Annotated in this window: 23 protein-coding genes, 1 pseudogene and 1 other annotated feature; of the genes and pseudogenes, 8 read left to right on the top strand and 16 right to left on the bottom strand. The window is 37.9% G+C overall.

Annotation, left to right across the window (positions count from 1 at the left end; translation table 11 throughout):
• Window positions 1-602 precede the first annotated feature (602 nt).
• On the top strand, window positions 603-2,291 hold the full coding sequence (locus tag MFF31_RS17530) for a beta/gamma crystallin-related protein (protein WP_238189606.1): 1,689 nt from the start codon (window positions 603-605) through the stop codon (window positions 2,289-2,291).
• Window positions 2,292-3,050: 759 nt separating this feature from the next.
• On the opposite strand, the gene MFF31_RS17525 is transcribed toward MFF31_RS17530, so the two are convergent.
• The 4 genes from MFF31_RS17525 to MFF31_RS17510 form a co-directional block, all read right to left on the bottom strand.
• Window positions 3,051-3,995 (bottom strand): tyrosine-type recombinase/integrase, encoded by a 945-nt coding sequence (locus MFF31_RS17525; protein WP_248565519.1) that lies wholly within the window; start codon window positions 3,993-3,995, stop codon window positions 3,051-3,053.
• 88 nt (window positions 3,996-4,083) lie between these two features.
• Window positions 4,084-5,010, bottom strand: coding sequence for a TolB-like translocation protein (locus tag MFF31_RS17520; protein ID WP_238189603.1), 927 nt, complete (start codon window positions 5,008-5,010; stop codon window positions 4,084-4,086).
• Between the two features lie 93 nt (window positions 5,011-5,103).
• Window positions 5,104-6,159, bottom strand: a complete 1,056-nt coding sequence (locus MFF31_RS17515; protein ID WP_248565518.1) for a hypothetical protein — start codon at window positions 6,157-6,159, stop codon at window positions 5,104-5,106.
• Window positions 6,160-7,002: 843 nt separating this feature from the next.
• On the bottom strand, window positions 7,003-7,542 hold the full coding sequence (locus MFF31_RS17510; protein ID WP_248565517.1) for a hypothetical protein: 540 nt from the start codon (window positions 7,540-7,542) through the stop codon (window positions 7,003-7,005).
• Window positions 7,543-7,573: 31 nt separating this feature from the next.
• Here MFF31_RS17510 and MFF31_RS17505 point away from each other — a divergent pair, with 31 nt between their 5' ends.
• Entirely contained in the window at window positions 7,574-7,741 is a 168-nt protein-coding gene (locus tag MFF31_RS17505) for a hypothetical protein (protein WP_248565516.1), read from the top strand.
• 22 nt (window positions 7,742-7,763) lie between these two features.
• Here the strand turns inward: MFF31_RS17505 and MFF31_RS17500 are convergent, their stop codons facing one another.
• The 4 genes and pseudogenes from MFF31_RS17500 to MFF31_RS17485 form a co-directional block, all read right to left on the bottom strand.
• Window positions 7,764-8,231, bottom strand: coding sequence for an MFS transporter (locus MFF31_RS17500; protein WP_238189597.1), 468 nt, complete (start codon window positions 8,229-8,231; stop codon window positions 7,764-7,766).
• Entirely contained in the window at window positions 8,215-9,525 is a 1,311-nt protein-coding gene (locus MFF31_RS17495) for an NAD(P)-binding domain-containing protein (protein WP_238189595.1), read from the bottom strand. The genes MFF31_RS17500 and MFF31_RS17495 overlap by 17 nt, the downstream gene beginning before the upstream one ends.
• A 28-nt stretch (window positions 9,526-9,553) precedes the next feature.
• Window positions 9,554-10,588, bottom strand: a pseudogene (locus MFF31_RS17490) (flavin-containing monooxygenase); the annotation flags it as partial.
• 122 nt (window positions 10,589-10,710) lie between these two features.
• Window positions 10,711-11,157: a MarR family winged helix-turn-helix transcriptional regulator gene (locus tag MFF31_RS17485; protein WP_238189593.1), complete on the bottom strand. Its 447-nt coding sequence runs from the start codon at window positions 11,155-11,157 to the stop codon at window positions 10,711-10,713.
• Window positions 11,158-11,325: 168 nt separating this feature from the next.
• Here MFF31_RS17485 and MFF31_RS17480 point away from each other — a divergent pair, with 168 nt between their 5' ends.
• Genes MFF31_RS17480 through MFF31_RS17460 form a run of 5 tightly spaced genes read left to right on the top strand, consistent with a single transcriptional unit; the run spans window position 11,326 to window position 14,371 of the window.
• Window positions 11,326-11,643: an ArsR/SmtB family transcription factor gene (locus tag MFF31_RS17480; protein ID WP_375541328.1), complete on the top strand. Its 318-nt coding sequence runs from the start codon at window positions 11,326-11,328 to the stop codon at window positions 11,641-11,643.
• A 50-nt stretch (window positions 11,644-11,693) separates the two neighbouring features.
• Window positions 11,694-12,986 (top strand): arsenic transporter, encoded by a 1,293-nt coding sequence (locus MFF31_RS17475; protein ID WP_238189591.1) that lies wholly within the window; start codon window positions 11,694-11,696, stop codon window positions 12,984-12,986.
• 27 nt (window positions 12,987-13,013) lie between these two features.
• On the top strand, window positions 13,014-13,436 hold the full coding sequence (gene arsC / locus MFF31_RS17470) for an arsenate reductase (thioredoxin) (protein WP_238189589.1): 423 nt from the start codon (window positions 13,014-13,016) through the stop codon (window positions 13,434-13,436).
• A gap of 1 nt (window position 13,437) precedes the next feature.
• Window positions 13,438-13,917 carry an ArsI/CadI family heavy metal resistance metalloenzyme gene (locus tag MFF31_RS17465; RefSeq protein ID WP_238189588.1) on the top strand — a complete coding sequence of 160 codons (480 nt, stop codon included), beginning with the start codon at window positions 13,438-13,440 and terminating at the stop codon, window positions 13,915-13,917.
• Between the two features lie 22 nt (window positions 13,918-13,939).
• Complete coding sequence (locus tag MFF31_RS17460; protein WP_238189586.1) at window positions 13,940-14,371, top strand: protein-tyrosine phosphatase family protein; 432 nt, start codon at window positions 13,940-13,942, stop codon at window positions 14,369-14,371.
• A 49-nt stretch (window positions 14,372-14,420) separates the two neighbouring features.
• Here MFF31_RS17460 and MFF31_RS25330 read toward each other — a convergent pair whose 3' ends face one another.
• The 3 genes from MFF31_RS25330 to MFF31_RS17450 form a co-directional block, all read right to left on the bottom strand.
• Window positions 14,421-14,621, bottom strand: a complete 201-nt coding sequence (locus MFF31_RS25330) for a GNAT family N-acetyltransferase (protein ID WP_309296686.1) — start codon at window positions 14,619-14,621, stop codon at window positions 14,421-14,423.
• Window positions 14,622-14,628: 7 nt separating this feature from the next.
• Window positions 14,629-14,808 carry a GNAT family N-acetyltransferase gene (locus MFF31_RS25325; protein WP_309296685.1) on the bottom strand — a complete coding sequence of 60 codons (180 nt, stop codon included), beginning with the start codon at window positions 14,806-14,808 and terminating at the stop codon, window positions 14,629-14,631.
• Between the two features lie 353 nt (window positions 14,809-15,161).
• Window positions 15,162-16,613 (bottom strand): SulP family inorganic anion transporter, encoded by a 1,452-nt coding sequence (locus tag MFF31_RS17450; RefSeq protein WP_375541364.1) that lies wholly within the window; start codon window positions 16,611-16,613, stop codon window positions 15,162-15,164.
• 179 nt (window positions 16,614-16,792) lie between these two features.
• Between MFF31_RS17450 and MFF31_RS17445 the strand changes: the two genes are divergently transcribed.
• Window positions 16,793-17,335: a recombinase family protein gene (locus tag MFF31_RS17445; protein ID WP_238189583.1), complete on the top strand. Its 543-nt coding sequence runs from the start codon at window positions 16,793-16,795 to the stop codon at window positions 17,333-17,335.
• A gap of 275 nt (window positions 17,336-17,610) precedes the next feature.
• Here the strand turns inward: MFF31_RS17445 and MFF31_RS17440 are convergent, their stop codons facing one another.
• The 5 genes from MFF31_RS17440 to MFF31_RS17420 all read right to left on the bottom strand — a co-directional run bounded on the left by MFF31_RS17440 (window position 17,611) and on the right by MFF31_RS17420 (window position 22,573).
• Window positions 17,611-18,174 carry a cupin domain-containing protein gene (locus MFF31_RS17440; protein ID WP_375541327.1) on the bottom strand — a complete coding sequence of 188 codons (564 nt, stop codon included), beginning with the start codon at window positions 18,172-18,174 and terminating at the stop codon, window positions 17,611-17,613.
• Between the two features lie 594 nt (window positions 18,175-18,768).
• A complete protein-coding gene (locus MFF31_RS17435) occupies window positions 18,769-20,649 on the bottom strand; it encodes an alanine--tRNA ligase (protein WP_238189581.1) in 1,881 nt (626 codons plus the stop codon).
• 109 nt (window positions 20,650-20,758) lie between these two features.
• Window positions 20,759-21,002: a binding site (T-box leader), on the bottom strand.
• Window positions 21,003-21,484: 482 nt separating this feature from the next.
• The gene (locus MFF31_RS17430) at window positions 21,485-21,646 is read right to left on the bottom strand and encodes a hypothetical protein (RefSeq protein WP_238189579.1); all 162 of its coding nucleotides are present in this window, start codon (window positions 21,644-21,646) and stop codon (window positions 21,485-21,487) included.
• Between the two features lie 308 nt (window positions 21,647-21,954).
• On the bottom strand, window positions 21,955-22,101 hold the full coding sequence (locus tag MFF31_RS17425) for a helix-turn-helix domain-containing protein (protein WP_238189578.1): 147 nt from the start codon (window positions 22,099-22,101) through the stop codon (window positions 21,955-21,957).
• Between the two features lie 85 nt (window positions 22,102-22,186).
• Window positions 22,187-22,573, bottom strand: a complete 387-nt coding sequence (locus MFF31_RS17420; protein WP_238189576.1) for a rhodanese-like domain-containing protein — start codon at window positions 22,571-22,573, stop codon at window positions 22,187-22,189.
• Window positions 22,574-22,868: the final 295 nt, after the last annotated feature.

The raw sequence follows: 22,868 nt of genomic DNA, 5'->3' as shown, positions 1-22,868 counted from the left end.
TTATTTAACTAGATACATCTCAACAAATTGTTTAATTACGTATGTTTTCCCATTCTTAATACTTGGTGCGTAAGTCAACATTCATTCTTTCATTCCATCATTTTTTTACAATTAATCATTATCATGTAATTAATCGATCTGAGCCAGCTTGTAGAATTGGTGCTCCAGCACACTGCCTTTGATTGAGATGACAAAAACATGGTTGTTCAAGTGTTTTTTGGTTATTAGTAGCATTTCTGTGACTGGTGCTTGATCCCCATTACTTGGGGTGAACTGCATAATTCATATTCAGTGATATCGAACACATATATATTATATTAAAGACTAGACATAATTGAGGTTTGATAGTTAGTGCCTACGTCAGTAGCATCGAATAAAAAACATAATGATCTCGCTTTATCTTTTTGACATTTATGTAGCAGTATTTTTAAAGTCCTAAAATATCGTACTATAATAGATTTATCAAGAATACATTTTATGGAACATACAAGAAATTGAATGCCATCTCCGTTATTATGTGCGTTTTTTAACATTACAACAGAACTGAGTATTCTATGTGACCGTTCTTGCATTGTTAACCTATTTATACAGGAGGATTATCAGTGAACTTAAATGAGAATGAAGAAGTGACTATGGATCATGGACTTATGAGCAATCAAACCGAACAAGGGCTTGAAAAAGTGCAACAGGCGGAAAGCTCAGTTTTGTTCGAAAGTTCTTTATTTAATCACTTAAGTACAGATGGAAAAGCTTATGGAGACTATATTAAAAAATATTCTCCTGTTATTTATCAAGATGTAAATCCAAACCATAATGAAAAAGCAGATTTAATTACAAAATTTAATGTAGACGGTGACTGGAATATGGGTAACCAATGGGAAACAATAGGGGTATATCCTCAAGTCCCATATGTATATGCTTCTATTCAAGAAACAAAGACACATCTCTTTTTAGGCTATTATTTTTATCATGTACGTGATGATGGACCTACCGACTTCGACAAACATGAAAATGACCTAGAAGGAATCATGATGGCAGTGCGAAAAGATGGAAATTATGGTGTTCCTGTTGCTATGGAAACAGTAAATCATTCTGATTTCCTTCGGTATCGTTTAAAGGATCCTAATGTCCAGCCAGGATATGTAGGAATTGAAAGTACAACGGTTCTTTTCTCTGATGTAACCCATCCACAAATTTTTATATCTTCTAATGGATCTGGTAGCAACCACGGGCATGATGTTAGAGCTTTTACAGGTAAAGAGGATGTTGGAAATGATGGGATTGTCTATAAATTTGGTGAGCCTACATCTGGAGAACCTACTCAATTTTCACCGAAATGGCAACATACTTATAATTATGGAATCTTATCAATTGACGAATTGTGGGAGAGGAAATTTCATTATAACAATACACCTTTTCAATCCTTTGGTATTTTTCCAAATACATTACCAATAGTCTACGGTAATGCAAATGCTCCTTGGAACTGGAAAGATAAAGATCAAGAGGGGACGTTAGGAAAAGGAATCTTTTTCACGGATCCAGCTTATTTATTTGATATCGACTTTAATGGATTAGGGACATTCTCTCATGAGTATGTGTACAACCCATATTGGACACATAAAGTAACAATCAAATCTGTCACCCCTAAAGTTTATAAAGACCCTAGCAATAATCTACCTGATATATATATTAGTGTGGCACCAGTAGGTCAAGATAGATATTTAAGTGAAAAAGTGTGGATGAAAGAGAATGCGGCTTTAAATGTACCGCACACCGTCATTTTCGGTGGTGACCAAAAAACCGCAAATACTACTTTTTCAGAACCTACGAATACCATTCATATTGCTTTATCTAACGTAAATCCTCTATTATGGTTGGAAGTCAAAGATTATGATCCATCAGACACGGATGATTATATGGGGTCAATCGTATTGCCATTAGACATAGGTAATATAGCAGGGAAAGCTTCTGTATCAGAAGCGATCATTGACTATGAGGTGATATCAAATCCGAGTTTTCCATTAGCGCCAGAAGGGATATATATTTACAAGGATTCCAACTTTTCAGGGACCTCTAAGCATTTGACAAGTAGTGTTACGAACTTTAAAAATATTGACATGAACGATACAGTAACTTCCATTAAGATTGTAGGTCCTTATGAAGTTATTGGCTACTCCGATGCAGATTATAAAGGGCGTTCCGCAACATTAGTAACAACTGACAATCTAAGTTCTTCCTCCATTGGTAATGATCAAATGTCTTCTATTAAAATCACACGAAAAACAGTCTAGGCCCACAAATACTTAAGACATAAAGATGGGCAAGAGGTATTATTGTAATGTATTTAACTCCCAATACATATCTAATTAAATTGCAATTATCGGTTGCTCTAACTACTTAGGTCTCTCTGAAACTAGAGAGACTTTTTTTGTTTTACAATAGTTTCCATGTCCGTTAAACGAGCAATAAAAAAGTTTAAGAGATGAAGCTAACAGATGAACAAGTGCGTAATCGAGGGAATTTGATAGCCAAGTTGCAACCGCAAATAATCTTGAAATAAATTTACAATATTGTGTGAATCGTTGGAATGATAGGGATGCACAGAACCAATAAGTGATGTTAGAAAACAATAAATACGAAGAAATGGCAGGCAGTATGTTGATTGCTATTTACTAATTTCATTAGGAATATACAACCGAATACTAATATTAAGAACGCGCAGGTATGACTCGCACATTCATTATGGAATTCCAGAATTTAAAGGAACTCATGCACAATGTTAATACGGATAAAACAGTAGTTGTCGTTGGCAGTGGACGGCTAACATGCGGAAGCTACATAAAGTTTATCACACTTTTACACAAAACTCGTATTTTGTACATATGTATTCAAATCGATTCAATGCCTAGTAACTACTGAATTTTCATTTAGTTGTCGGATGACAAGAATGTGTTCCGATAAATGACAAGAATATGTACCGATTACCGTTTCAGAACTTATGTTCCTCTCCTCTTATTATATAACAAAAGGTTAATCTTCATTGTTGAAGATTAACCTTTTGTTATGAGTTGCTTTTGAGTTTTCCTTGCATAGATCAAGGACATTTCGGATGTTACATTTGCAATGAGTTTATGGACCTGTCCAAGATTTAATCCAGTGTTCATAAGTTTCATACCATATCTATGCTTAAATCCATTGGCAGTAAAATGAAATATATCACCAGTTTCTGTTCTGATATTTGCTCTTTCTGAAAACCGATCTAAATACCTTAATATAGATAATTGTAAAAAGGGAATTCCTACACCTTTAGTACCAGAGTATCTTAAAAAAAGAAGTTTATTCGGGTTTAAGCTGCCTGGAAACAATTCTTGAACCTTTGAAATATTCTCTTTAAGCAATTCTGCTAAATCCTTTTCGATAGGAACCATTGGATTCTGATATCGTGAATTAGTACGTTCTGACCTCAGCCAATGATAACCATTAATATCAAATATACAGTCTTGTTTCAATTTTAAAATTTCATCAAGTTTAAATCCAGTAGCCTCCAATACTAATAGAATTGGCAAATACTGTGGCTCTATCATATCTTTTTTAGATACAATTTGATTCCATACGTAGTCTGATACAAATTCATAGTCGTCGTCTTTCTTTGGTTCAAGCTTTGGGCGATCCTCTTGATAAATTAGTTTACGTATTGGTATCTCTGGAGCTTCCGGCCATTCGTATCTCTGTAGGAAATACAAAAAGTTTTCAACCCCTCCTATCATACGCCAAAGATAATAATCTGTAGGTTCGGTTGCATTGTAATTTGTACCCTTGTTACCACGCATTGGTGTACTTTTAAGATTTTCTAGATACTCTTCCATGTCATTCCTGCATAATCCAGTAAAATCAGTCCACTTTGGATATTTCAACCCAATAAATTTTACAAAAGGTACTAAAGTGACAAGTTCATTCCGTGCTGTTGCAAACTTTATAGAATCTTGAACGAACAACCTCTATTGTAAAAAGCTATCCGTCTATAACAATTCCGGAGTCTCACCGGAATTGTTAAATTTGATGGTATAGGGGTAGTTTTAAAAATTATCGAAATCGTTCAGGAACATCCATTATATACAAATAACTTGTGAACCATTGGTTCGAATTAGCGGTAGTAAATGCAATTCGATCTCCCTTAGGGGACCAATCTAACTTTGCAGCTGCGATGTCGGAGTGTACAATCGCTGTTGGGTCGCCTTTCTTATCCGTAGGAATTACCATAATAGTATGGTCAAGTTCGATGTATGCCAGCCAGCGGCCATCAGGTGAGAATGAAGGTTCAGCTAAATGTTCATCACTAATAACCCAATGCCTTCCCGATGCTAATTCGATGATTACACCTTGTACTTCCCCATCAATCTTTGCATTAACAAAAAGCAGCTGACCGTCCCGAGACAGTCGACTGTCTCCTTGAATGCTAAAACCAAACTGCTCAGAAACATTCGTATAATTAGCTGTATCAAGCTGATAGATGAACATGCTCGAGTTTGCTTCATTATAATTTTCTTTTCCATTAATATAGAGGCTCTTGCCGTCAGGCGATGCATCTACATGATCGATGAACTGAAAAAAACTCGAATCGATATTGACTCTCGTTTTGCTCTTAAGATCGGCAGACGATAGAACTTTTCCGCGTTCGAAATCAATAATTTCGTCCGTTTTCTTATCTTTCGGATAGTCGAAATAATAAAGCTTACTTCCGTCCGCCCCCCAAGCAAGCGAACGTGAAGAGATTAGCCCCGTTTCTTCATCGACATATCGTGAAAAACGAAGACCGCCATCTTTTTCTTCGTATACTGCCAGAAATGAAGATTCTGTTATGACTGCCAGCTTCGTTCCATCTGGTGACCATCTGACAAATCTCGCATCATCGCTAAGTCGCGTAAGATGCTCACCATGTTTTGTTGTAACCGATCCATTATTAGAATTACAACCAACCATCAAAGAGAAACTCGCCATAAGAAAAATCATACAAATGCCTCGTACACCCACTCCGAATCCCCCACATATGCAGCAAAAGAACGGTTTACAACCATTCTTTTGCTGCCAAATTCATTCTATGAACTATTCCAAATACTTCTTCTTAATAGCCTCAATCGTCTTTGCTGCTGGATCAACGAATTGTAGTTTCCAATCTTCGCGAGGCGAATCAATAGTCAGCCCTTTGCTCTGGAGAAATGCACGAGCTTCGTCATCTGCTGATCCAGGAATCCACCAAGTGAACACGGGATTCGTACCTTCATTCAATAAAAATTCCATGTAGGCTCTTATTATCTCTGCCGTCGCTCCATTGCCATAATCAATTGTTGAACTTGATGGTGCAGGTGCTGGATAAACAGTCGGATACTTAAATGGTCCCGAGTTAAGGAATACACCAATAAGCCCAACTGGCGGAACGTTATTGCCAAATGTCGGAATACTGAACGGCAAATCAGAGGTGAACTCAACCCTAATAATAACTCCATCAATAAATGTCTGCTTTACTGGATCCTCGGAACCGTAATAGCCGTAGCGTCGTGCAGAATCGTCCCAATATACAATTGACGTGTTATGCGATTTCCAGAAGGAAGCACTCATTGTACGAACATGGCTATAAAATTTGGCAGCCGTTACATTATCGAACGGGTTAGCCAATTGACCTAAGCTTAAACGACCATATTTCTTTAAGTAAACTTTACCTGTTTTCCGATAGTCTATCAATCGTTGAATATTGATCTGATTGCTCGTCTGATTATTGTCCGCTAGTGTTTTTGCTCGCTGGGTGTCGTAAGTAAAACCAGCATTCACCCACTCCCAATAATTAATTGTTCCTATGTTGTATCTGGTATCTGAGATTCTATTCGATTCAATTTCCCAGCTGGTGAATAACTCAACATCCATCCCATGATACATATCCTTCTTGTTAGTAAATAGTATAGGCCGGTACCATACGCCAGTATATTCGACCTTCGTAGCCACTTTCATTTTATAAGGACTTACTTCCATATACCACTGCTTCATAGCATCATCACGATCTGAAGGAATAATAGTCGTTGCACTAAGAGAAGTAGCTGTTAGCCGGAAATCCGTCGGTTCCACATAGTTGATCGTTGTGGCTATTGTATCCAAGTTGACGTTCACAAATGAATCAAATACTACAGATCCAGACTCTTCCACCAACTCGTTCCACGAATCACTAATGTCTGTACCAGTAGCCCCGACAATTGAAATTGGTGTAAGCTTTGTCCCCTTAAAGTTGAGTGTGCCACCGTTCTGTACCCTACAATGAACACTCCAGGAAGAAGTTGTTCACATCGGGTAAACCATAAGTGGGAGCCCTTTACTGAATGAACATCATCGAAGGTTTGGCAATTCCGGTGTCTCACCAGAAAGATTAAAAAGCGATTTTATCAAAAGTGGATTTTAGGGGTAGTAAACATATAGTGAAAATAGCTTACGTAAATGATGCAGGTATTTTCTTATTTTATAAAATTCGTCTTAATAAAATGGAAGGATTATGCGCTCCCCTTTGTTTTACTATATTTCTCTAAAAAATGCTTGAATCCTTTCTTATCTAATATCAGATCCGAAATTATGAGCGACGCTTTTTTTATTTTTGAAGATTATGTAAGATTACTGGATAAAGTTTCAAAAGCTGATGAATAGCTGATCGGCAATGAGTACACATTCTTGGACTTTATCGGCAATCGGTACATATTCTTGACATTGCACATTGCCAAGAATGTGTACCGATAAAATAAAAAAACCGCGATTTACACGGTAATTAATAGGCTTATATTCTTGTCATCCGACATCTTACTTAGTTGTGTAGCGACACAAACATACATTCATTACCGACAAGAACATACCTTCATTACTATTCGCGACACAAACATACATTCATAACTTTTGAGTTTGAAGGTTGATCTTCAACTATTCAGATCAACCTCTTCTTGGGATTAATTTTTATTATTAATTGAAGATTTAAAGCATTGTATTTATTTTCACTACTCTCTTTCGATCAAAAGCTCTCTTTATTACTGTTCCACTAAGAGAACACGTAATAAGTAATAACGCAGTCATCCATGCAGTTCCTAGATCTCCAAAAAAAGAAATGAATGAAAATCCAAGTAACGGGCCTACAGCAGCACCTAAATCGCTTGTCATGGAATAAGTTGAAATCACACTATGTCGATGTTGACCAGTTGCGTACAGAAAGATCTTGGCATCATTTAGATTCATAAGTGTAGTAGATAACAACAGTAATAGGATTGTTAAACTAAGCCATATCACAATATTCATCTTCAATGGAAACAAGATTAACAAGGTACTAGCCACAATAGTTAGTAAAACTACAAATCTGTTCCCAGTGGTACTTCGATCGTTTAGTTTACCTATCCATGGTGCAACAATCGGATCTAAACTTAACTTTACCGTTATTAATAAACCAGTAATTGTGGCGGCACCAAGCACTTGTAAGAAAGGTATCGACGTAAAGTTTTGATTACCTACCCAATAACTCATGGTAGATTTAAGGAATCCTTGAAAAATTAATGTGAGGACGAATCCCATCACTATAAGTGAAATCAATTCAGCATTGAAAGCAGTTCGTCGTTTAACTGTTTCAATTGTAATTTTGGATGATCCCTTTAACCTTCTTACAATGAATAAAGTTAGAAATGCAAGTACAGCAAATACGATAAGAATTGTATCTGATCCATAGAAAGTGGACACCCATCCCCCAACTAACATACCAACGCGCCTATCCCAGATATACTATTATAAATACCTGATAACCGCCCACCCTTCTCACCATTGTCTTCAATGGTTGAAACAACTTGCAATTGCCCTCCTTGCTTAAGAAAAGCCCAAGCAATACCCCAAATACACCTAGCGAGAAAAAGTATCCAAAATCCATCAAATAACCCATAGAACGAAGTCGACACAACTGTGAGAATAATAGCAATGATGATACCTGTTTTTATCTCATACTTTGAGTAGAACCAACCAATAAACGGATGAATTGGGATTCGAACGAACCGATTAATCGAAAGTAGTACCCCTACTTGCCATAATGAATGGATACCAAATTGCTCCCCAAAAATGGGAAGTACAACATAAAGCATTGTATCCCCAAGCAAACAAACAGCCGTTATTGCAGCTATGAGTTTTACTTTAGACTCTTCGCTTCTCTTACTAACATGAATTTGCATTCAACGGTTCCGATCCACAACACGAAGGCTGAGATAATTTTATCGCCGTCTTTGGTCGTGATACGCTACACACACCTGTTTCAGGAAGATGAAGTTTCACTTCTCGAGCTGAATCCCAGTCGCCAGCCAAAGCAGACACAACACTTCTCACTTGTTCATAACCCGTAGCAAGTAAAAAGGTAGGTGCACGTCCGTAACTCTTTGCTCCTACGATATAGAAATGATGCTCCGGCTGTCTAAGTTCAGCTTCACCGTGTGGTCTGACTGTACCACAACTATGAATGTTAGGATCAATAAGATCTGCTAATTTGGGCACGCACTCAATGGAAGAATCTGATTCATATCGCAGCTCTCTAATAAATGTGAAATTCGGTCTTGCTCCAGTTGCTGCAATAATCTCATCCACCTGTTTAATCATGGTGCCCGTACCAATGATGTTTATCTTCTCACCTGCTCGTTCAAGAGCTTGAATGCTGAATGGTGTGTGAACCTTTACAACCCCTTCCTTCACTAATTTTGCTACACGTGAACCTAGTGCTCCTCTTGCAGGTAACCCATCAAGCTCACCACCTCCAAAAACATCCTCAATGGCTTGTTTTCTTAAAATCCAATGAATCGTCGTTCCAGGATGCTGGAGTTTCAACTCATGTAACATTAGAATGGCATGAATTGCTGAATGTCCGCTACCAACGACAGCTACTGTTTTATCTGTGTATCGGTTTGCATGAGCTACTGTAAGATCTGGAATACCATAATGAATATGAGAGCTTAAATTTACCTCTTGATTAGCATAATCACCACTAGCTCCAATTGGGTTTAGCGTATTCCATGTACCTGTAGCATCGATTACAGCTGAAGCTTCAAAACGATAGATATTGTTATTTTTTTCATAAACAACTTCAAAAGGTACCTTATCCCTTCCAGCACTTTTCATTTTATCGAAGCCTTGACGATGAATAGCTACCACCTTTGCTTCAGTCTTAATGAAAGGTTTTAATTGATCTAGTTCAGAAAGTGGATACAAATAGTAATCAAATAATTGTTTGCCCGTTGGCAAATCTTCTTTAGGTGGTGCTATCCATCCAGATGCTGCAAGTAGTTCAGATGCAGCTGAATCAATATTATATTCCCAAGGAGAGAACATTTGGATATGACCCCATTCTAGAACAGACGCTCCAACCGATGTTCCTTGTTCCAGCAAAACAAACGAAATTTCTCTTTTTGTTAATTGTGCCGCAGCAGACAGAGCTACAGGTCCGCCACCGATAATTGCAACAGGTAATTGATTATTCATATTCATTCTCCTCGTTTTAAAAGATTTTTTAAATGCGTTTTTCCGCTAACGTTATAAACGACTTCTTGTTTTGTTTGAGCTGCTTCACTATATATTTTGCGTCCGAACCAACGCCACGGATCGTTGCTGATGAAAATGTGCGTTGACCAGATAGTCCTAGATAAAATAAACCTGATACCGTGTTGCTCGCCCCTCCCCTCTGAATGGCATAACCACGATCATCTAAAGCTCCTTCCACTTTAAAAAGAAACGGGAATATTGGTTGGAAGCCTGTGGCAAAGATGATGCTATCTATCTTTTCCTTCATACCATCTGACCATATAACTCCGTCGTCATATATTTTTGTAAACATTCGTTTTTGTTTAAGTTGACCACTCATTAATTTGTTCTTGAAACTGCCCATATCAATAGCTCCACGGGGACTACCAACAGTCAAACCTAAGCGCCAAAACGGAAAAGAATCATACCCTATGATCGTAAGCCAAAAATGAATATCTCTCCCAAGGAATCGTTGTGGAATGATTTGAACAGGTTGTAACGTAGCCAGTGTTGTGGAAGAAGCAACTTCACTGATCTCAACTCCAATTTGCATGGCTGAATTACCTCTGCCTACTACGATAACTCGTTGGTTATGGAAAGAAGCTGAATTTCGGTAATGAGATGAATGAATGATTGTACCGTTAAAATTCGAATTGCCATCTATCTTCGGAATAAAAGGCTTATTAAACGAACCTGTAGCACATATAATGTTATGGCTTCTGTATACCTCACCATCAGAGGTATGTACATAAAAACAATCGGATTTCTCAACGCTATCTACTCGAACGTTAACATGTATAGGGAAGTTATTGGACGAAGCATACCTTTTTAAATAAGAAATGACTTCATCCCTAGTAGGGTACTCGTCGCTATTTAATGGGAGTGGCATCCCCGGCAACGAAGAATAGCTCGCTGGTGAGAATAACCTGAGACTGTCGTAATATTGTGGCCATGATCCTGTTGGTTCAGAATTTGCTTCTAAAAGTACATAATGAAGCTTACTCTTCTTTAAATGATACGCAGCTGCAAGTCCTGCTTACCCAGCACCAATGACGATAGCATCATAAATGTCACCCAAATGAACACCACCTCTGAATTATATTTGCATTTTGCAAGTATTTTCACAAAAGAGATGAGGTAAAATCTTTACCCCATCGGTGTGCAGCATATGTTGGATTTTTGCATACTAGTGTTCAGTAACTGTAGTGAACGGATAACCGTATCCTTTTCAAATTCATTCATGAATGAAAAGACTTGGTCTAAGTAATCGTTCATCATTTGTTCAATGGAGCCAGCCACAAACTTCCCTTCCGTTGTTAGGGATAGCAGATATACTCTGCCATCTTCGGATGATGCCGATTTCTTCACTAACTTCATCTTGATTAACGATTGAATTTGCCTGCTAAAGGTCGTTATATCCACACCAAGTGTTTCTGCTACCTTTTGCATGGAAGGTGTGTTCTGACGACTAATTTCATATAGAATATGACTTTGAATAAGCGATATATCTAGACCACTGATCTGGCAACAGCTTTTATTTAACAAACCAAACTGCCTCGCAAGTATTTGTAGTAGTTCACGTGGGTTGTTCATTGTTCATTCCCCCTACTTTATTTATACGTGCTTTAGTTGTAATTTGCAAGTATAAATTTTCGAAGTGCTTTTTATATTCGCACACACTTATATAACTGTTTACTTATATAAAAATTTGAGTATAATAAACAATGACGATCAACTACCATGTTAAAAAGGAGCGACTATATGATTCAACCGCTAGATCATCTTGCTGAGACATTAAAGCTATTATCTGACAAAACACGCCTTACTATTATGGCTCTGCTTAAGGAGCGAGAAATGTGTGTTTGTGATATCGTAACGATTCTTGAAACAACTCAGCCCAATGTAAGCCAGCATTTGAGAAAGTTAAAAGTTGGTGGATTACTTCATGAGACTAGGCGTGCACAATGGATTTATTATTCGTTAAATATCGAAGATAAGCCATATCTACATGACATCTTACAAGCACTCCCATCGATGAAAGAAGAGCTAAAGAAGCTGAATCCTGACGCTTGTAATTAAGGATCATCCTTCTAGAGTTGATGTTATGACTATTGTTCTTAGGAGGTACTATGTTAATTATTGCGTCTATTATTTTTCTTATTACTTTGATCTTCGTTATTTGGCAACCTAAAGGTTTGAACATCGGTTATTCAGCAGCTGGCGGAGCTATACTCGCCCTACTCTTTGGGGTTGTTGATTTTAATGACGTGTGGGATGTAACGAGCATTGTCTGGAACGCTACTCTAACTTTTGTCGCTATCATCCTGATCTCACTGATTCTTGATGAAATCGGATTTTTCGAATGGTCAGCACTCCATATGGCACGTTTTGCAAATGGGAATGGGTACCTCATGTTTTCCTACGTCGTATTGCTGGGTGCAGCTGTCGCAGCCTTTTTCGCAAATGATGGTGCTGCACTTATTCTCACACCCATTGTACTCGCTATGGTCAGAGCACTGAAATTTGATGATCGTATGATCCTGCCATTTATTATGGCAAGCGGATTTATTTCGGATACAGCGTCGTTACCTCTTGTGGTCAGTAACTTGGTTAATATCGTTTCTTCTGACTTCTTTGGGATTGGATTTGCCGAGTATGCGAGTCGAATGATTATTCCTAACTTCTTTGCAGTTGGAGCAAGCTTGCTCGTTTTGTTTCTCCTTTTCAGGAAAAGCATCCCAAAACGCTATGATCTTAACCACATCAAACAACCTCGCGAAGCGATAAAAGATATGCGTATGTTTAAACTGTCTTGGATTGTTTTAGCTGTATTATTCATTGCTTATCTCATAAGCGAGTTTATTCATGTACCGGTATCAATTATTGCTGGTCTAGCAGCAATCGTCTTTATACTGGCTGCTCGCAAAAGTCCTGCTATCCAAACTGTCACTGTCATCAAAGGTGCTCCATGGTCTGTTGTCGTTTTTTCTATCGGCATGTATGTTGTTGTTTACGGTCTGCGAAATGTTGGACTTACGGATCAGCTTGGGAAAGTGTTTCAATGGACAGCTGATCAAGGTTTATTTGTCGCAACGATCGGTACAGGATTCATCGCTGCCATTCTTTCATCCATTATGAACAACATGCCTACGGTAATGATTAATGCCCTAGCTATTCAAGGCACCAACACAACTGGTGTGTTACGAGAAGCTCTGATTTATGCCAATGTTATTGGATCTGATTTAGGTCCTAAAATTACGCCAATTGGATCGTTAGCTACCCTTTTGTGGTTGCATGTACTATCCAAGAAAGGTGTAAAAATCACATGGGGCTATTACTTCAAGGTTGGAATCATACTAACGCTTCCGGTGCTGTTCATTACATTACTTGGCCTTTACTTCTGGCTTAGCATAATCCACTAAAAAGAAATTCAAAGGAGACATAAAAAGATGGAAAAGAAACTGGTTTATTTCTTGTGTACAGGTAACTCTTGCCGGAGTCAAATGGCTGATGGCTTTCTTACTGCCCTAGGTAGTGAACAATACGAAGTAAAAAGTGCAGGGCTTGAGGCACATGGTTTGAACCCGAGAGCCGTTCAAGTGATGAAGGAAGCCGGCCTTGATATAAGTCAAAACTCTTCTAATGTAATCGATACAGAAGTATTGAATCGCGCTCATTATGTAATCACACTTTGTGGCCATGCTGATGAGCATTGCCCTGTCGTCTCGAATCCTAATGTAGTTAAATGGCATTGGGGGTTTGAAGATCCAGCAAAAGCTTCAGGCACGGAAGAAGAAATTATGGATCAATTTAGAAACGTTCGTGATCAAATCAAGGCTAGAATCGAGAAGTTTGTGAAGGAAGGACTATAAGATGTCCACGATCAAACGAATGCATGTAGCCGTGAACTGCTCCAACTTGGAGAATTCGCTGAGCTTTTATCGACATTTTTTCGGGAAAGAACCTTCGAAAGTAAGGGACAATTACGCAAAATTTGAATTAGATAACCCAGCACTTCACTTTTCATTAAACGTACGTCCCTTTGAAAAAAATGGCGTACTTAATCACCTTGGTTTCCAGGTAGATCATACAGAAGATGTTCTTGCAATGGGTGAGCGTTTAAGACAAGCGGATCTACTTCTAATCAATGAAATGAATACAACTTGCTGCTATGCTGTACAAGATAAAGTATGGGTATACGACCCTGACGGTAATGCCTGGGAGATATTTTATACTAAAGAGGATTCGGAATTTGAATCTGCGGGCGATCAACGTGATCTCTCATTGTGCTGTGCTCCTCCTTCCGCACCTGTTCAAGTGGAGTTTACTTCGTTTAAGAAACAATTATTTTAATAGTCGAGGGGAGAATATAGACATGAGTAAAGCTTATCACGAATTAATTCCTGGTCGCATATTTATGGGCGGCGCCCAAGATGTTCAATCGATGGTTGATCATGAAGGTGTTGTAGTTGTTGTTGATTTAAGAGCAGAAGCTGAGCAGTGCGCAGCTGAAGCTGAAGGATTAGAATGGATCAAGGTACCATTAGGCGATGTAGCTAATGAACCTCAGGAGGAATTGCTTCATAAAGCCATTAAAGCCGTTGTTGAATCCTACAAAGAAGGCAAAAAGGTCGTGTTTCATTGCGGAGGCGGCAAAGGCCGTACAGGGACTGTTGCTTACGGCACACTCCTTGAATTAGGATTAGCCAAGAGCATAGATGATGCTGAGCAGCAAGCCCAAAGTATTCGCTCGGTATTAAGTATAAAGCCTGCACAGAGAAAATCATTAGAAGCCATCTATTCATAATAAAAGGAACGTTTATATGGCAACTTTGCCGGTAAACGTTCCTTTTTTGCTAGTTGAAAAGTTTGCTTCTTCTTTCTAAAAATATAACGTCTCTCCATATGTCGTTCATTTTCCCCAATTTTTCTCTTGTACCAACTTCTCTAAATCCAAATTTATGATGTAAATTAAGGCTAGAAGAATTTTCAGGAAATATACCTGCTTGAAGAGTCCAAAAACCTTCTTTTTCAGATAGATTTATTAATTCATTCATTAAAGATTTATATTTCACCACCATCAACGCATACAATACTGCATTCTAAAACATGATTAGAAAACCATTGTTCCTTAGATGGAGCTTCAGTTTGGAATGTTGCATTCCCCGTTGCGATGCCTTCCAAATAAATAGATTTTATCTGATCCCAGTCATCCTCTACAGCTCTGCGTAAAAAGAATTTCATATATAGCCTCCAATTATGGATCGTATTTCGGTAACTGGTCAGTTACGAAGACTATGAGATGTCATGATGAGGTACGCCAAATTGAAAATTGTTTTGGATTTCTTTCAGGAGTTCATACTATAAATTATTTTGCAAAGTCTTTTCGAATAGCTGCAGATTTTCATTTGTTTATACATACACAATAGTAAGTCTCGCTTTTGATTTTAGAAATGTCCGTTATGAAAATATTTCTAACGACAGATCTGAAAATAATGTCGCAATAATCACAACCTTATCGGCTGCAATTATTGCGTTTTCTGATCCATCAGCGGATAATCGAATACGGTTTTACATGTGTATCCTTTCCTCACTCTTTAATGTGTTTTTAACTGTGCATGTGATTCTTGGGATATAGCTAACTTTTTAATAATTTTTTCACTAGAGGCATTTAGCCCATTAATCGTGACATGATTATTATTTGCTCGATATTTGATGACTACTTTATCTACCGCACCTACACCAGAATCGTCCCAGATATGTGCCTTTGAGAAATCAATAACGATCTTAGTATCAGCTACACTAAAGTCAAAGCCTCCAATAAAACCTTCAACAGAAGCAAAGAACAATTGACCGGTTACATCATATATCTCCTCGTTGCTGGTCTGTCGTCTAGTAACCTCCAGTTTGGAGATTTTGGCCACAAAGAAAATCGCACTAAGAATGACACCAGCTATAACGCCTTTTGAAAGGTCATGGGTAGCGACAACGATAATTACTGTAGCCAACATGACTAAAGCATCTGTCTTAGGTGCTTTACGCAAATACGAAAATGAAGACCAATCAAACGTGCCGATAGATACCATAATCATGATTCCTACTAATACAGGCATCGGTATTTGTACAACCAATCCACCCAATACAAGGATCAGAAATATTAAAAATAGCCCTGCAACCAAAGTGGATAATCTGCCTCGTCCTCCTGATTTGACGTTGATGACAGACTGTCCTATCATCGCACAACCTGCCATACCTCCAAAGAATCCCGTAATAATATTCGCGATACCTTGACCTCTGGATTCTCTATTCTTATTACTCTCGGTACCTGTCATATCATCAACGATAGAAGAAGTAAGCAGCGTCTCTAATAATCCAACAATTGCTAAAGCAATTGAATAAGGAAAAATGATTTTAAACGTTTCAAGGTTAAATGGAATATCTGGAACAAAGAATGAAGGAAGTGTTTGAGTAATTACCCCCAAATCCCCTACCGTTCCTAAGCTCAGATCACCCCAAATTGCAGCCGCTGTAAGCACTACAATCGCGATAAGAGGGGCAGGAATGGCTTTGATAAATCTAGGCAATACATAAACTAAAATCAAAGTTATAGTGACAAAAATATAAGTCAAAGTTGATATTCCTATAAAATGAGGGACCTGCGCCATAAATATCAGAATGGCAAGCGCGTTAACAAATCCGATCATGACGGCTCTCGGAATAAATTTCATGACCTTACCGATCTTGAATATACCAAAAATAAGTTGTATGATCCCAGTGAGTACTGTTGCAGCCAATAAATATTGCAATCCATACTCTTTCACTAATGGAACCATAAGCAGAGCCATTGCACCGGTAGCGGCAGAGATCATACCAGGGCGACCACCTACAAATGCTATAATAACGGCAATACAAAACGATGCATACAAACCAACCATAGGATCAACACCTGCAATAATCGAAAAGGCAATCGCTTCGGGAATGAGAGCTAATGCTACAACAATTCCTGCAAGTACATCCCCCCTTACATTTGAGAACCATTCCCTTTTCATTCTTTCAATCACGTTTACTTCCACTCCTTATTTATTTTATGGTGACTTTTAACTCTCATAAAAGTCAGGTTCCGTATGAGGCTCATTCATTTTATCACCAAAAAGACCAAAAAGGAACCTTTTTGGTCTTTTTGTATGGTATGCTTTTAAAAAGGCTTCCGTAGTTAGGAGAACATATAATGTTAATTGGGTATATGAGACCTAATCAAGATGATTTGAGTTGTGAAATCCAGTTAAAGATTTTAAATAACCTAAGCTGTAATCAATTGTATACAGAGGAACACTCTTCTGCAAAAAAAAGAGTAGTGCTAAATACTATGATGAATGAACTTCAACCAGGGGACACTGTTGTTGTAGCTAATCTATTCTCGTTTGCCGATTCAACACGACACCTTGCAGAATTATTAAATGAATTACATGATAAACAGGCTTTTCTCCACTCAATCGGTGAAGATATTGCTACTTCTCATACAACGAGGTACTCATTTTATGACAGTGTACATTTTTTGTTGAATTTTCAAAGTGACGTCATTAGCGAGAATACTAAAAGAGGTTTGTATGAGGCTAAACAAAAAGGAATGAAGCCTGGTCGTCCGCCTAAAGCAGATGAGAATGTGAAGCGAGCTATTATTATGTATCAGAGCAAAAAATTTAGTCTTGCTCAAATAAAAGAAGAAACTGGAATTAGCAAAACTACATTATACCGATATTTAGAAAACTGAAAATAATTGCTTATTTTCTTAGTAATATCAACTTCTTAACTTATGGACAAATGTTAAGATAAAAAGTTCAACGAACCAACAGACTGCTACTAGCAGCCTGTTGGTTCGTTGAATATACTTACCTTTGTTTTAGCATTTTATGTGGTTACCTTTGAGGTGTATTATACCTACGCTTAAATCCAATAGTCCTAAAATGTAATATCTTCTCTGTTTGCGACGCATTATCTATTCTATAGGTATTGAGAACCACAAGTGGTATGCTTTTACTTGATTCATTAGTAATTATTGTTTTCTTTTTTAGACATGGCATCTGCTTTTGTTTCATGCACCGTACCATATGGATGCTCTGGCGGAGCATAGATAACGTATACTTTAAGTGGAGTATTACCTGTATTTGTTACATTATGCCATTTTCCGGCAGGTATAATAATTGCAAAATCTTCACAAGCCATTTCTTGATAATCCAATATTTCTTTACTATCCCCCATCTGAACAAGTCCTTGACCTTCTTCAATACGAATGAATTGATCAGTTGTGGGATGAACTTCTAAGCCAATGTCATCCCCCACATCAATACTCATAAGGGTGACCTGAAAATGTTTCCCAGTCCATAAAGCAGTTCGGTAAGTATTGTTTTGTTTAGTAGCTCGGTCAATATTCACCACTAATGGTCTTAGTCCGTAATCTGTTAATTTATTGTACTCCATATAAGGAATACAATAGTTGCAATTGTTCCAGTTATAATAATGAGGATTCCAATAATTACTCCAATTTCTGATATTTCTATTGTCGTGCATAGGTATATGCCATTGATAATGATTGTATGGATTACAGTACATACTCTTTCTCCCCTCATGTTTCCATTTCTTATCTCTTATAACCTATGCTGTTACCTATAAAAAGGATTGTTAATTTGGCAATAGCATGTTTCCCAAATACAACGGACATCAAATTTCAAAAAAATAGAGATTTATGTTTGTTACTATGTTTACTTCATTTTAATGTCTCTTTCTCATTCATTCGGATCATCCTTTACGCCTGTTAGTTCATTGGCAATCGGTATACATTCTTGGACTTTTTCGGCAATCGGTACACATTCTTGACATTGCACTTTGCCAAGAATGTGTACCGATAAAATAAAAAAACCGCGATTTACGCGGTAATTAATCGGCTCATATTCTTGTCATCCGACAATTAGTGTCCTACACCATATAGCTCGATTTTCGTTCTGTTTTTTTATAAGTTCCCCTTTCTTGCAGTAAAAAAGCAACTCGGATTAAATCCGAATTGCTTTTTCTTTGAATACTGTTCTCCGGTATCGCCAACGCAAAGGCCAAGCGATGTCAAACTCTCTTAGATTGCCAGATTTATCATTCATCCTGGATTCCTGGAAACTCATAACGTTGTTACAAATGGCAATCCTAAAACATCAGCTATTGTTCCGCGTTCTGGAAATATTTATTAATTACTCCTTTAATCCTTCTAACTCCAGCAGCAGAAGATTGTTCTTTTTTAATACTGAACTTTCCTAAATTTGTTGTATCTTCTACATGAGGTCCTCCACATACTTCTCGACTCCAAACTTTCCCTTCGTTATCTTTGATTGTATACACCTTAACGATATCCGGATATTTATCCCAAAAATTCCCTTCAACATTACTTTCTTTCGCTTCAATTTTAGGCAGCTCTGAAATATAGGTAACTGCTTTTGATGAAATCGCATCATTCACATACTTTTCCACCTCAGCTATTTGCTCTGGCGTAAGTTTTTCATCATGGTTGAAGTCAAACCGTAATCGTTCTGAAGTAATATTACTTCCTTGTTGATGAACATGATCACCTAAAACTTCCCTTAAACCAGCAAGTAATAAATGAGATACCGTGTGCAGCGCTGTTGTTTCTGTTGAATGTTCAGCTAATCCACCTTTAAATTTACCCGCAGAAGCAGTTCTGCTCTTTTCAGCATGTTTCTTTGCCGCCTCTATATAAGACGCCTTGTTCTCCATGCTATATCCACTTTCAGTTAGAAACTCTTCCGTCAACTCCAAGGGAAACCCATATGTTTCGTAAAAATAAAAAGCATCTGCACCTGTAACTTTACCCTTATTCTTAAGATGTTTTTGTATTTCATATTCTCCTTGCTGTAAAGTTCTATAGAAAAGATTTTCTTCCTTATTTACTATTTCGATAACTTTCTTTTTATTACCGATCAAATCTTCATAAGCTGTTGCTTCATCTATATAAACTTCAGACAACTCACCCAAAAAACTTCCTTGTATACCTATTTTTTTACCTGCACGAATCGCCCTTCTTAATAACCTTCTTGTTATATACCCTGCATCACTATTAGCTGGCTCCGCACCATCATTAATTAGAAAAGTAGCCGCTCTCACATGATCAAGTATGATTCTAAACGACTTTAAATCGTCAGTATATTGTTTACCACTTAACTCCATCAATTTTTTCTTGGGATTAAGGAAGAAAGCCGTATTATAAATATCCTTGTCACCATTAAGGGCTGTTGCAACCCTTTCTAATCCGCCTCCATAATCAATATTGGGATTATGCATTTTTACAAACCCTGTGTCTTCTTTTTTGTAACACATAAATACGTTGTTCCCAATTTCTAAAAACCTCTCGCTTACAGAAGCAGGATGATCCAGTGAATCACCGCCTGGTTCAAGATCATAGAACATTTCACTATCAGGTCCACCCGGTTCACCAACAGGCATATCTAATGGACTTCCGGCTCGACTCCACCAATTTTCTTTTTCATCGTATAAGAATATTTTTCCACCTCTAGATGCCCCATATTGATAGGGATCATCTTCAATGATAGGTTCTATACCAACTGATTTAAATTTTTCTGACCAGATTTGAATGGCTTCCGTATCTTTCTGTATATTCAAATCATCACTTCCTATAAAAGCACTGATATACAGCCTGCCAGGATCAATTCCTAATTCGATAATATGCCAATTCCAAATGGCATCGATTTGCTTTCTCTTATAGTTATTTTCACTTGCTTTAAACTCCCATCGACCTATCATTTCAAAAAATGTCAGATGCGACGTATCTCCTACTTCATCAATATCCACTGTCCTTAAACACTTCTGAATATTAGCAATCTCGTTACCTATCGGATGCTTTTCCCCCAATAAATATGGAACCATAGGTTGCATTCCACTCCCTGTAAACAACGTTGAGGGATCATTTTCTGGTAACAAGCTAGAAGAGGGCACTTGGCTAGCCCCTATTCCTTTCATAAAATCAATATATGATTTTCTTAACTCATCTGGTGTCATTTTCTCCATGCTCAATACCTCCATATCAATTATTATTTATTTTCGGGAAATTATTTTGCAAATATTCAAACCAGAAGAAATAAAACAAAAAAGCCCTAAGCTGACATATTTCTTGTCAACTTAGGGCGAACTATTATGTCCGTGTTACCACCTAATTTCAGATTTCTCTGCACTCTATCAATAAGGGATATCTCCGATATTGTTTCCTGGATAACGGTGGAACTCCGTTGAAGCCTACTAAGATTCCTCTGTTCGGTTCACAGCTCCGAGACTGCTTCACTATTAGATCAATGAAGATTCGCACCAACCATCTTCTCTCTGTGAGATCCCTAATAGCTACTATTTCTCATCATAGCCTTTTCGTTTTAAGTTAAACCAATGCTATCACACTCAACTTACTCCGTCAATTAACATTTTTGTTATATTCTGAAAGGTGTAGAAATTGGTTATTGATCCAGAAGGAATAGGTATCCGCCAAAACACAATTCGTAAGAACCAAGAACTTTAAACCAATACTGGGTGTTGATAAGAATAATGGCGCATCATTAGACAAGTCGTTGAACTTAACCTGTGTTTTTGCAGAATGCCGCCGCTCTGAGTTTATATATTTGATTAGTCTGTTCAATCGTTCTCCTGCTTGCTCAGGAACAGTATCTTTGTATTCCAAATTTATAAGTGGTGAATCTGTCTTAATAGATATTTCCTGACCGCTTCCTTCACTGCTTCCGGTTCGTCAACCCACCATACTTTTTTAGCTTTATAACTACTAACATTTGTATACTGAATGACCCTTCTAGTTGAACAGAATGAATGGCAAGGTAGAGGTTCTCCTGACGGTACTCGCTTAGCTTCGCCTCCTTTGGAATTCCTGTACCTTTTTTAAGAAAGCATTCTCCGCTCGAAGTCGCTCCATTTCATACTCCAGCTTCCTCATCGCGAGTCTATGGTGATCTGCTTCGGTTAGCTCTTCCGTTGCTTTTTTACGCCCTCTGCCATCTTTCAGCATATCTTATCCTCTGTCTTTTGATAATCATGCTGATGTGCAATACAGTAGAGAGCCACATCGATTCTTTCCTGCCACGTTGTTGAACGCCCCTTTGTCATAGCTTTCTTTCCCCCTGAATAGGTTTTTAAGCTGTTATGACCATTATACTTCTTCGTCCAACTGGCAAGTTGCGTTATACTAGCTATTTTGTACTTATCAATAATCTGATATTGGGACAACCCCCCATTAAGGTAGTCTTGCACAGCCTGCAACTTCAACTCTGCGGTATACGTTCGATTTTGAATGTGCTTCTCTAAACCGTCGTATCCCTAAACCTCATACCGACGTCGCCATTTCACTAATGTTGTTTTAGATATACCGAATTTAATGGCTGTAGCCTTAAGACCAATCTCTCCATTCTTCAGTTCATCAAGAATAGCCATTTTCTCTGGTGCACTAAAGTGATTTTTGGACATGAAAAAAATCCCCTTACAGCAACAGGTTTTTATTATTTATCCTGTCTACCGTTTGGGGAGCATATCAGTGTAAGGGACTCCTTTTTTATTTCCGATGAGAGCTATGCCAAGCCATTATGCCGCCTTGTAGGTTCACTATACTGGGGATACCGTTTTTTTTGAAAATTACTGCAGCCCGTTTGCTTCTCATTCCGCTCTGACAATAAACAAATACGGGTTTATCCTTTGGCAGTTCGTTCATTCTGCTGCTCAATTGAGATAGCGGAAGATTCTTCGCCCCTGGTATGTGCCCCGACTTAAATTCATGCGGCTCACGGACGTCGATGAGAATGGCGTCTTGAATGGACTTTCGCTCTTGTTCGAACTCTATAGAATTTATTGTGCGTACTCCTTTAACCGGAGCAAACAGTTTATAAAAGAACAAAATAACGACTAAAGCGATAAGAATGTTAATCATCGTTGATGTATCCATTTTATCATCATTCCTTACATTTTCTTATCTGCTGTTGATAAGCAGATCAACCGCTTGCTTCACAACCTGTCCGGTTTCTTGCCCTTGTTCCATTTGTTCAACAAGGCACTGCTCCAAATTAACTGCCACGATATAGGCAATCGCCTTGTCCGTTGCGCTCCAAATAGCACAAAGCTGACCTACGACATTACATCATCATATTTCATGAAAACCACACTCTCCTATTAAGCGGATAGGTATATTATGAACATAGTTCCCTAGGTTTACAGTACACCAAATGCGAAGGTGATGTCCG

This window comes from Paenibacillus sp. L3-i20 (assembly GCF_022180385.2).
In the GTDB taxonomy this organism is placed as follows: domain Bacteria; phylum Bacillota; class Bacilli; order Paenibacillales; family Paenibacillaceae; genus Pristimantibacillus.
This window is presented reverse-complemented; position numbering and strand designations above follow the sequence as displayed.